This is a genomic window from Streptomyces sp. NBC_01454, from assembly GCF_036227565.1.
In the GTDB taxonomy this organism is placed as follows: domain Bacteria; phylum Actinomycetota; class Actinomycetes; order Streptomycetales; family Streptomycetaceae; genus Streptomyces.
This window is the reverse complement of the sequence record NZ_CP109460.1, coordinates 404,181-415,559: the sequence shown is the minus strand read 5'-3', so window position 1 is coordinate 415,559 and position 11,379 is coordinate 404,181. Positions and strand designations below refer to the sequence as shown.

Annotated in this window: 5 protein-coding genes; all 5 read right to left on the bottom strand. The window is 76.5% G+C overall.

Annotated features, from left to right (window positions below; genetic code table 11):
- Positions 1 to 52: 52 nt before the first annotated feature.
- Positions 53 to 2,908, bottom strand: coding sequence for a condensation domain-containing protein (locus tag OIU81_RS01325; protein WP_329142226.1), 2,856 nt, complete (start codon positions 2,906 to 2,908; stop codon positions 53 to 55).
- Positions 2,898 to 4,814, bottom strand: coding sequence for a non-ribosomal peptide synthetase (locus OIU81_RS01320; RefSeq protein WP_329142224.1), 1,917 nt, complete (start codon positions 4,812 to 4,814; stop codon positions 2,898 to 2,900). Before OIU81_RS01320 ends, OIU81_RS01325 begins: the two co-directional genes overlap by 11 nt.
- Position 4,815: 1 nt before the next feature.
- Entirely contained in the window at positions 4,816 to 6,735 is a 1,920-nt protein-coding gene (locus OIU81_RS01315) for a non-ribosomal peptide synthetase (protein WP_329142222.1), read from the bottom strand.
- Positions 6,732 to 9,920, bottom strand: a complete 3,189-nt coding sequence (locus OIU81_RS01310) for a non-ribosomal peptide synthetase (protein WP_329142220.1) — start codon at positions 9,918 to 9,920, stop codon at positions 6,732 to 6,734. Before OIU81_RS01310 ends, OIU81_RS01315 begins: the two co-directional genes overlap by 4 nt.
- Positions 9,921 to 10,066: 146 nt before the next feature.
- Positions 10,067 to 11,359, bottom strand: coding sequence for a non-ribosomal peptide synthetase (locus OIU81_RS01305; protein ID WP_329142217.1), 1,293 nt, complete (start codon positions 11,357 to 11,359; stop codon positions 10,067 to 10,069).
- Positions 11,360 to 11,379 lie beyond the last annotated feature (20 nt).

Genomic DNA, 11,379 nt, shown 5'->3' with positions numbered 1-11,379 from the left:
CGCGCGGTACGGACCGGTGTCGAGACCGGTCCGCCGCGCGGTCAGTCGCGGCTCAGTCCTCCTCGGGGCCGACCATGGCCGCCAGTACGGAACGCCAGTCCTCGCCCGGCTGTTCGGCCAGGGACGGGGCCAGCCGCCCGGCGCGGTAGTGCCAGCGGTGGTCGAGGTCCGGGTGGACCTCGTCGGCGTCACGGATCTCGCTGTCGCTGCCGAGCAGTGCGGTCAGTTCGGTGGCGAGGTCCCGCCAGGAGACATGTCCGCTCACGGCGTTGGCGACACCGTGCACGGGGGCGTCCAGGCAGGAGACCACGGCCCGGGCCAGCGCCGCGGCGTGCACCCAGGCCGCGCCGTACCAGGCGTGGCCGCCGGTGCCCGGCCGCGGCAGGGCGATCGGCCGGCCCTCCCGCGCGGCCTGGTAGAGCAGACCGGTGGCGCCCCAGCGCAACTGGTCCCGCAGCCGCTGGTGAGCCCCCCACACCAGGGGGGAGCGGACGGCGCTCGCCCCGCCCCGGCCCCCGGCGCCGGCCGCCCGCAGCAGCAGCCCCTCGCAGTCGGCCTTGGCCTGTCCGTAGGCGCTCAGCGGCGCCTGGGGGGCGGACTCCTCCGCCACCCATTCACTGCCGGGGTGCCCGTAGGCGTCCACGCTGCTGACGAAGACGAACGGGCCGCGCGACCAGGCGCCGATCATCGCCGCCATCGCCGTCACATCGACCTCGGGCCGGGTGAAGGTGCAGGCCGCGTGGATCACCGCGTCGGCGCCGTCGACGGCCTTGCGCAGCGAGTCCAGGTCGCTGAGGTCACCCTCGATGACGTCCACGCCCTGTGCGGCGACCAGATGCGCGGATTCGGGGCGGGCCAGCGCCAGCACCGGCCGCCCCCGGGCGGCCAGTTCCCGCAGCACGAACGCGCCGACCCCGCCGGTGCCGCCGGTGACCAGGACCGTGCCCTCGCGCGCCCGCCGCGGACGGGAGGGGGCGGCCGACCGGGCGGCGGCCCGCTCCGCCTCGCGTGCGTCCAGCAGCGCGGTGACCGCCCGCGGGGTGCGGGCCTGCATGATGTCCAGGCCGGTCAGCGGCAGCGTCAGCGCCTGGCGCAGCCGTTCGGCGAGCTGCACGGCGATCAGCGAGTGGCCGCCGAGCAGGAAGAAGTCGTCGTCCGGCCCGGGCGCCCGACCCAGCAGCGCGGCGAAGCCCTCGGTCACCGCCTCGGCGCGCTCGCCCTCGGGAGCGGGCGCGGACGGCATGCCCGGCAGCCGGGTCACGTCGACCGAGCCGGCGGCCGTGCGCGGCATGGCGTCCAGCAGGGTCACCGCGGCGGGCACCAGGCCGGGGGCCAGTGACGCGCGCAGATGGGCGCGGAGCACGGCCGGTGCGGGGCCGCCGGTCTCCCGCAGGACGGCGTACGCCAGCAGCGGGCCGGCCGCCGGTTCGACGACGATGGCCTCGGCCACCTCGGGATGTGCCCGCAGCAGCGCCTCGGCCGGGTGCCCGCCGGCCTCGCCGTGGTGCGCCGGCGGCTCGCCGGGCATCCGGGACAGCCGCAGTTCCGGGTCGGCGGCGACCGCGGTGAGCAGGGCGGCGTAGTGCGCACCGAGCGCGGTCGCGGCCTCCTCGTCCAGCGCGGTCCGGCTGTACTGGACGAGGCCGGCCGGCTCGGCGCCGTCCACCAGGCCGAAGGACAGGTCGAACTTGGCCTCCCCGGCGCTGACGTCGACGTACTCGCCCTCGGTACCCGGCAGGTGCAGGGTGGTCGGTGCGCCCAGGACATCCGCGGTCACCCGGACCAGCGGTGTCCCCTCGGTGTCACGGGCGGTGGCGCCGAGCCGTTCCAGGATGAGGTCGAAGGGCACCTCGCGGCCCTGCTGGGCGTCGAGCAGGGCGTCCCGTACGCGCCCCACCAGCGTGGTGAACGACGGGTCCCCGGCGGTGTCCACCCGGACCGGGAGGGTGTTGACGCACAGCCCGACCAGTCGGCGCATGTCGGGGCCCTGCCGGTGGGTGCCGGCCACGCCGATCACCAGGTCGTTGCGGCCGGTGAAGCGGTGCAGGGCGGCGAAGGCGCCGGCGAGGGCCACGGTGAAGAGGGTGGCCCGGTGTTCCTGGCCGAGTGCGCGCAGCGCGGCCGGCACGTCCGGGTCGAGCGCGACGGTGCGGGTGGCGGCCGGGCGGTCACCGGCGTCGGCGGGCGGCTGCGCCGGGCGCGGCAGCGGCAGCGGGGAGGCGCCGCCGAGCCGCTCGGCCCAGTGGCTCAGCCCCTTCTCCAGCCGGTCGGCGGCCGCCTGCTCGCGCCGGGCGAAGTCCGCGTACTGCGGGGGCGCCGGCGGCAGAGCGGCGGCCGAGCCTTCGGCGGCGGCCGTGTAGAGCAGGTTCAGCTCGCCGGCCACCGTCTCCAACGACGGCCCGTCGAGGGCGATGTGATGAAACGTCAGCAAGACGGTGTGGTCCTGCGGCCCGTGCCGCAGGACCAGGGCGCGCGGCAGCGGGCCGGCGGCGAGGTCGAACGGCCGGTGGGCCTCCTCGGCCAGCAGCGCGCCGGCGCCCTCTTCGGCTGTCTCCACCAGGCGCAGCGCGATCGTCTCCGGTGCCGGGAGCACCTCCTGGTACGGCTCACCGTCCCGCTGCCCGTAGCGGGTCCGCAGAATCTCGTGGCGGCCCACCAGCGCGGTCAGCGCGGCGGCCAGCGCGTCCGTGTCGAGCGGGCCGCGCAGCCGGGTGGCGAAGGGCACGCTGTACGAGGCGCCGTCCTGGCCGAGCCGGTCCATCAGCCACATCCGGCGCTGGGCGTGGGAGAGCGGCGCCGGACCGCGCGGGGCGGCCTCGTCGGCGGGCGCGGGGCGGGCGGCGCGGGAGCGCGCCCGGCGCAGCAGTTCCTCCTGGAGCGCCGCGGCGGTCGGGGAGTCAGTGGCCATCGGTGTCCTCCGGGGCGCCGGGGCGCAGATCACTGTGGGCGGCCAGCAGCGCACGCTCGACCAGCGAGGCATGTCCGGCCACCGTGGGGGCGGCGAAGAAGTCGGCGAGCGTCAGCTCCACGCCGAGGTCCTCGCGGAGGTCGTCGGCGACGGCCAGCGCGAGCAGCGAGTGACCGCCCAGCGCGAGGAAGTCGGCGTCCGCGCGGGCGACTTCGCGCCCCAGCGACCGGCTCCAGATCTCGGCGACGGCCTGCTCCAGCGGACTCAGCGGCCCGGCCGGGGCCTCGGCCCCGCCGTCGGCGACGAGGTCCCGCAGCGCCCGGCGGTCGACCTTGCCGGAGGGGGTGAGCGGCAGCACCTCGACGAGCTCGATGTCGTCGGGGATCAGATGTGCGGGCAGGACGGCGCTGAGCGTCTCACGCAGCGCGTCGGGGCGCGGCACCGGGCCGGGCGCAGCCACCACGAACGCGGCCAGCCGGGCGTCGTCGGGCGTGGGATGCAGCACGGTGACGGCCGCGTCCGCCACCTCGGGCCGCTCCCGCAGGGCGTGTTCGATCTCGCCCGGCTCGATCCGGAAGCCGCGGATCTTCACCTGGTCGTCGGTGCGCCCGTGGAAGTCGAGCGTGCCGTCCGGCCGCTGGGAGACGAGGTCGCCGGTGCGGTAGAGACGCCCCCGCCCGGGCAGGTCGCGGAAGCGTTCGGCGGTCAGCTCCGGCTGTCCGGTGTAGCCGTGTGCCAGCCGGCTGCCGCCGATCCACAGTTCGCCGCGGGCGCCGGCCGCGACCGGCTCCCCGGCGTCGTCGAGCAGGTGCACGGTCGCCCCGGCGATCGGCCGGCCGATGGGCATCGCGCCGTGACAGTCGGCGGTGGTGACGCGGTGGGCCGTGGTGAAGGTGGTCGCCTCCGTCGGCCCGTAGCCGTTGACCAGCTCCAGCCACGGGAAGGCGGTCAGCACCTCGCCGGCGTGGTGCGCGGACAGTGCCTCGCCGCCCACGATCACCGTGCGCAGCAGCGAGAAGATCCGCGAGCGCCGGCCGGCCAGCTGGTGGAACAGCGCGGTGGTGAAGAAGGCGACGGTGACGCCATGGCGCTCCACGTGCCGCGCCAGGTCCTCCAGCGACGGCCGTTCGGTGGTGCACACCACCACGGCGGCGCCGTTGGCCAGGGCGCCCCACACCTCGAAGGTCGAGGCGTCAAAGGTCATCGGTGAGTGGAAGAGCACCCGGTCGCGGGCGGTGAGCGTGAGATACGCCGGGTCCAGGACCAGCTCGGCGATCGCCCGCTGCGGGACCGCCACGCCCTTGGGGCGGCCGGTGGAGCCGGAGGTGAACATGGTGAACGCCGTGGCGTCCGGGCCGAGTTCGGCCGCGGCGAGCGCGTCGCCGCCGAGCAGCGGTTCACCGGGCAGCGTCAGGGTGGCGCCGGCCGGCGCCACGGATTCGAGGAGCTTGCGGTCGCCGACGGTCAGCGTGGCGCCCGCGTCGGCGGTCAGCGCCTCGGAGCGGGCCCGCGGATGGGCCGGGTCGAGCGGCACGCACCCGGCACCCGCCCACCACAGCGCGAGCTGGGCGACCACGGTGCGGGCGGAGCGGGGCAGCAGCAGCGCCACGGAGTCACCGGGGCGCACACCGTTCTCGCGCAGATGGGCGGCGAGCGCCCGGGCCGACGCGACGAGCTGCGCGTAGGTCAGCGTGGTGTCGCCGTCCGCCACCGCCAGGGCGTGCGGGGTCCGTTCGGCGTGCCAGGCCACCAGGGCGGCCAGCCCGGCCTCGGGGGCGGGCCGGCCGGCCGGCGGGACGGGCCCGGTGCGGTCACCGGACGGGGTGCGCTCGTGCGGCAAGGTGCCTTCGGTGAGCACGGGGCCCTCCTTCGGGGCGTCGGGGACGTACGGGGTGCGGGTGGTCATCTCAGGCTCCCGCCGCCTGCTGCCGGGCACGGCGCTCGTCGATGAGCCGTGCCACGGCGCGCAGGTCGGGCTGGCGGAGCAGCTCGGGGGCGCGCAGCCGTACCCCGCTCTCCTTCTCGAGCACGGTCAGCAGCCGGGCGGCGACGATCGAGGTGCCGCCGGCCTCGGTGAAGTTCTCCGCCAGCGAGGTCTCGGGACGGGCCAGCAGATCGCGCACGGCGTCCAGCAGGAGCCGTTCGCCGGGCGTGGCGCCCGGGTCCGGCGCGCCGGCGGCGGTGCCGGCGTCCGGGCGGGCACCGGCCGCGGCCGCCGCCTGCCGGGTCAGCTCGGCCCGGTCCACCTTGCCGTTCGCGTCCAGGGGGAAGGCGTCCACGAGCCGTACGTCCGAGGGCACGGCCTGTTCGGGCAGCCAGGCCCGCAGGGCGGGCAGCAGCGACTCCGCCGTGGGGGCGGCGCCGGCGGCCGGCCGGACGTACGCCACCAGCCGGGTGCGGCCGTCGGCGGTACGCGGCGCGGTGACGACGGCGCTCAGCACCGCCGGGTCCTGCTCGAACGCGGCCTCCACCTCCGCCGGTTCGATCCGGACCCCGCTGATCTTGACCTGGTCGTCGAGCCGGCCGAGGAACTCCAGCTGCCCGTCGTCGAGCATCCGCACCCGGTCCCCGGTGCGGTACAGGCGCTCCACGCCCGGCAGGGTGAGGCCCTCGGGCACCGCGGTGAAGCGGCGCGCGGTCAGTTCGGGGTCCAGGTAGCCGAGCGCCAGACCACTGCCGCCGATGCGGAGTTCGCCCTCCGCGCCGTGCGGCACCGGCCGGCCGTCGGCGTCGGTGACGACGACCGTCACGCCGGGCAGGGGGAGGCCGATGGGCGGGGCGGAGTCCGTGTCCACCGCGCCGTCGGCGGCCCGCATGGTGTGGACGGTGGAGACCACGGTGGCCTCGGCCGGTCCGTAGGCGTTGTGGACGGTGGCGGTGACCTCCGCGCCGGGGCGGCGGCGCATCCGGTCACCACCCACCATCAGATGACGCAGCTTCAGGTCCGCGGGCCACGGCCGCTCCAGCAGCGGCTCGGCCATCGGGGTCGCCGCGACACCCACGGTCACCCCGGCCGCACGCCACCAGTCGGCCAGCACCACCGGGTCCCAGCGGACCTCGTCCGGCGCGGGGATCAGCGATGCCCCGGACGTCAGCCCGGCCCACAGCTCCAGCAGATGGGGGTCGAACGCGACACCGATCAGCAGGGACTGCCGGTCACCGGGGGCGAGGCCGGTCGTGGCGCGGTACCAGTCGAGGAGCGTGCCGAGCGCCGCCTCGCCCACCGCGACCGCCTTGGGACGGCCGGTGGAGCCGGAGGTCAGCACGGCGTAGAACGCCTCGGGGGGCGCGCAGAGGGCCGGACCGGCGGGCGGGGCGAACGCCGCCACCACCCGGGCGGGGGCATTGGCGCCCGCGCCCGGCAGCACCAGGTCCCGCAGCTCCGCCGAGCGGTGCCGGGGCGGCAGGACGGCGGGGTCGCCGATCAGCGCGACGACGTTCAGGTCCTCGGTGACGGCGGCGGTACGGCGCTCACCGGGGCGGGGGCCGAGCGGAAGATACACGGCACCGAGCCGGGCCAGCGCGACGGCGGTCACCACCAGGGCGGCCGAGCGGTCCAGGCAGACGCCGACCAGGTCCCCGGGCCGCACCCGGTCGCGCAGCGCGGCCGCGACCTCATCGGCGGCGAGGTCGATCTGCTCGTACGTCCAGTGGTGCGGCCCGTCGGTCACCGCGGGCGCCTGCGGGGTGCGCCGGACCCACTCCTCGTAGCGGGCGAGCACCCCGGTTTCGCCGCCGCCGGCGAGGGCGGCGCCGCGGGCGATGCTGAGCGGGTGGCCGTCCGGGGTCTGCGGGGCGGGGGCCGGGGCGGTCATCGGCTGGGTCATCGGGACTCCGTCACGGGGGTCGAAGCGGCGGAAGCGGGGACGGCGGCGGTGCCGACGGCGCGCAGCGCACGGGCCTGGTCGGCCAGCACCGGGTTCTGGAACAGCAGCCGCAGCGGCGGGCGCTTGCCCAGCCGCGGTTCGAGCCAGGCGGCCAGCTCCGCGGCGAGCAGCGAATGGCCGCCGGACCGGAAGAAGTCCGAGGACTCGTCGAAGCGGCTGTGGCCCAGCGCCGCGGACCAGCCCTCGGCCAGCAGTGCCGTCAACGGGTCGGACGGCGCCAGCGGTTGGGCAACGACACTCTCCGCGGCGGGCGCGGCCGGCTCCAGCGTGGCGGCCCGGCGGGTGAGCGCGGTGCGGTCCGGCTTGCCGCCGGCCAGTCTCGGCATGTCGTCCAGCAGCGCCCAGCGTCCCGGTACCAGTGCGCTCGGCAGCCGGCTGCTCAACTCCGTGTGCAGCGCCTGCTCGTCCCACGGCGCACTGTCATCAGCGCGCTCCAGGAAGCCGACGAGCCGGGGCCCGCCGGAGGCCTCGCGGTCCAGCACGACGGCGACGGACCGGCCGCCGAGCGCGGCCGAGGCGGCCGCCTCGACCTCCTCCAGCTCGATGCGGTAGCCCCGCAGCTTGATCTGGTGGTCGCGGCGGCCCAGGAAGTACAGCAGCCCGTCGCGGCCGCGGTAGCCGAGGTCGCCGGTGAGGTACACCCGCTCACCGCCGAGGGCCTCGATGGAGACGAACCGTGCGGCCGTCGCCTCGGGATTGCCCACATACCCCTCGGCCAGCCCGGCGCCGGCGATGGCCAGTTCACCGACGGCGCCGTCGGGCAGCGGCCGGTGCCGCTCGTCCAGGACATGGACGCGCTCGCCGGGCAGTTCGGTGCCCAGCGGGATCTCCGCACCGTCGGCGAGGCCCTCGCGGGTGATCTCGTGGACGGTGGAGCTGATGGCGGCCTCCGTGACGCCGTAGACGTTGAGCACGGTGCTGTCGGTGTCCGCCAGGAAGGCGTGCAGCACATCCGCCGGGAGCCGCTCACCGCCGAGCACCAGCAGTCGCGGTGCCCAGTGGCCGTCGCGCAGGGCGGGGCGCATCTCCTCGCGGGTGGCGAGGAAGTAACTGGTCGGCAGATTGGCCACGGTGACCCGGGCGGAGATCAGCAGGGCGGCCAGCTCGGCGCCGGTCGGCACCTCACGGTCGGGAGCCACCAGGCACGCCCCGGCGTACAGCGACGGCAGCACCTCCTCCAGGGCCACGTCGAACGACGGCTGGGCGAAGAGCAGCACCCGGTCGCCCGCGGCCAGCCCGAACCGCTCGGCCGCGCCGGTCAGATGGTTCTCCAGCGCCGCCCGGCCCACGGCGACGGGCTTGGGGATGCCGGTCGAACCGGAGGTGTGGATGATGTACGCGGCACCGGGCACGACCTCGGCCGCCCGGGCCGCCGGCAGCGCGACGGCGTCGACCGTGGCCGTCGGCAGGCCGTCCGGCACGGTGACGGGGGCGTCCGCCGAGGTCAGCACGAGCGCCGGTGCCAGCCGGCCCAGCAGCAGCGACAGCCGGGCCGGCGGGTCCGAGGGCGACAGCGGGCAGTACACCGCCCGGGTCCGCAGACAGGCCAGCAGCGTCACGACGGAATCCGCGCCGCGGGGCAGCACCGCGGCCACCGGCTGCCCGGCGGTCACGCCGGCCGCCCGCATCCGCTCCGCGAGCGCGCTCACCCGCTCGTCGAGATCGCCGTAGGTGAGTCGGCGGGCGCCGATCAGCAGCGCGGGCAGGGACGGGTCGTGGGCGGCGGCCGGGTCCAGCGGGTCGTGCCCGGACGACTGCGGGGCGGGGGCCGTGAGGGCCGGCGGCACGGGCGGCGGCGCCAGCTCCGCCAGGGCGGTGCCCGGCGCGTCGAGATACGCCCGCAGCAGATCCAGGAACCGTCCGGCGAGCAGCTTCGCCACGTCCTCGCCGAACATGTCGGCGTCGTAGTCCCACACCAGCGTCATTCCCGGCGCACCGTGCCGGATGCTGACACCGCGCCGGTCGTCCGGCAGCAGCACCACGTCCAGGTCGAACCGGGTGGTGCCGGTGTTGAAGCCCTCGAAGAGGGTGATCTCCAGGCCCGGGACGTCGATCTCCGGCAGCTCGGCGTCGTGCGCGCTGAACATGACGCTGAACAGCGGGTTGTCGGCGCCCGAGGTGTGCAGGCCGAGCGCGCGGGTCAGCTCCTGGATCGGCACCTCCTGGTGCGGCAGCGCACGGAAGAGGGTGTCGGTCACCTCGTCCATGGACTCCTCGGCCGGGGCGGCCGGGTCCAGCCGGAGCGGGAGCGGGATGGTGTTGACGAACATGCCCACGGCGTCCTCGAAACCGCGCGGGCGGTTGCCGACCGCGGTGCCGACCACCATCTGCGTGCGGCCGCTGTGCCGGCGCAGCAGCTCGGCGAAGAGCCCGAGGAGCGTGGCGAACGGCGTCAGCCCGCGGTCCCGGGCGTGCGCCCGCAGCCGCTCGGCGAGATCCGCGCCGATCGACTGCCGCAGCTGACCGCCGTGGTGGCGGCGCCGGGAGCCGGGCCGGGTCAGACCGGGCAGCGGCATGTCGTAGGACAGCTCGCGCAGTGCACCGGTCCAGAACTCCAGCCCCTCGTTCCGCTGCGCGCTCACCTCGTCGGCGGACCGGGAACGGACGTGATCGGCGTAGGAGGACGCCGGCGGCAGCTGCACCGGCTCGCCCAGGACGTGGCCCCGGTAGACGGTGAACACGTCCCGCAGCAGGATCGCGAACGAGTGCCCGTCGTGGATCAGATGGTGTTCGACGTGGATGAGCCGGTGCCGGTCGTCCGCCAGCCGGACCAGGGTCCAGCGCAGCAGCGGCGCCTCATACGTGTCGAGCGGGGTCTCCGCCTCGGTGCGCAGCAGCTCCTGGAAGGCGGTCTCCGGGTCCGCGGCCCCGCTCAGGTCGACCGTGCGCAGCCGCGGGGCACAGACCTCGGCGACCCGCTGCCCCGGCATCGCCCCGGCGACGGCGACGAGTTCCAGCCGCAGCCCGGCGTGCCGGTCGAGTGTGGCGGCGAGACCCAGGCGCAGCGCCTCGGCGTCGAGTGTGCCCCACAGATCGAGTGCGGCGGTGAAGTTGTAGGCGCGGCTGCCCGGTTGCACCTGTTCGTGCAGCCAGACGATCTCCTGCGAGGAGGAGAGCGGAAGCATGGGCGATCCCTGAGGTTGTCGGGTCGGGTGTGTTCTCCGGCCGGGGCGTGGTCGGGCCCGGCCTGGGGTGCGCGGACCGCGCCGCGGGTTGTGCGGCGGGTCCGGCGGAGTCGGTGGGTGAGGAAGGGGCTGGGCCCCGGGGCGGATCAGCCCGCCGTCGGGGCCGGGGTCCGCAGGGTGTCGGCGAGTGCGGCGAAGGCGCGCTCGGCGCTGAGGTCGGGGAGGATCGTGCGGTCCCACACCATGCGCAGCCCCAGTTCGGCTCCCTGGGTGACGGAGACCGCGAAGGGGCCGCGTACCGCTCGGCCGTCGACATGGACCTCACGGCCCGTCACCCCGCCGAGGCACAGCGGGGGATGGCGCCGGGTGTCCTCCACGGTGAGCAGGCCGTCGAGCCGGCCGCTCCAGCCGGAACCGGCCGCCCGGGCGGCGTGCACCACGGCGTCGAAGGGGGTGGCGGCATGGTCCAGGTCGTCCCACCAGGCCCCGGCCGTCGCCGACGCGTCGGGCCGCTGCCCGGTCTCGGTCGGGAAGACCACGGTGTTCAGGAAGCAGCCCAGCACCGGCGCGGCACCGGAGGGCCGGCCGCCCCACGGGTAGCCGATCGGCACCACGGGGCCGCTTCCGTACAGCGCCGCGGCGGCCGCCCGGCAGGCGTCCAGCAGCTGGGGGAAGGGCACCCCGCCCGCGGGCGCGGGCAGCCGCACGGTGGCCGAGCCGCCCGGCGTGCCGGGTGCCGGCGGCGCCGACTGCGGCGCCGGGGCCGCCTCGCGCACCGCGCGCAGCCGCTCGCCCCAGTACGCCAGCGCCTCCGGCGAGCCCGCGCGCTCCTCCGCGGCGAGCTGGAGCAGGACGGCGTCCCGGTAGGCGGTCAGTTCGGCCTCGGCCTCGGCGGGGGAGGGGCCCTCGACGCCGGTGCCCCGGTCGTAGGCGGCGCCGAGTTCTCCGGCGAGCCGGGCCAGCGACTGGCCGTCGCAGGCGAGATGGTCCAGGACCACGGCGAGCACCTCCTCGGTGCCCTGCGGACCGTCCGGCACCAGGAACAGCCGCAGCGGTGCGCCCTGCGTGCTCCACCCGTCCAGGGCGCGCCGCAGCACGACCGCCGCGTCCTCGCCGGGCGCGCACGCCAGGCGGACCACGGGGACCTGCGGCTGCTCCAGGCGCAGCGCGGGGGTGCCGCGCTGCACGGTGGGCCGGGACCGCAGCACGGGGTGCAGGGCGGCGAGACGGTTCGCGGCCGCCGCGAGGCGGTCGGCGTCCACCGTGCCGCGCGGGAAGGCGAAGAACATCGGCACGAGGTCCGGCCGCCCGGCGGGGTCCATGGCACGCACCAGCGCGAAGCGGCGCTGGGCCCCTGTGACGGGCAGCAGGACCGGGGCCCCCTCGCCGGCGTCGAGTCGCCGGAAGCGGGCCAGATACTGGCTCGTGATGCTGGGCACCGTGATCCTCTGTGTCGTGA

Bases quoted from the DNA above. Each gene is read 5' to 3' on its own strand.
- OIU81_RS01310 (WP_329142220.1), bottom strand. From the start codon at position 9,920: ATGCTTCCGCTCTCCTCCTCGCAGGAGATCGTCTGGCTGCACGAACAG.
- OIU81_RS01315 (WP_329142222.1), bottom strand. From the start codon at position 6,735: ATGACCCAGCCGATGACCGCCCCGGCCCCCGCCCCGCAGACCCCGGAC.
- OIU81_RS01320 (WP_329142224.1), bottom strand. From the start codon at position 4,814: ATGACCACCCGCACCCCGTACGTCCCCGACGCCCCGAAGGAGGGCCCC.
- OIU81_RS01325 (WP_329142226.1), bottom strand. From the start codon at position 2,908: ATGGCCACTGACTCCCCGACCGCCGCGGCGCTCCAGGAGGAACTGCTG.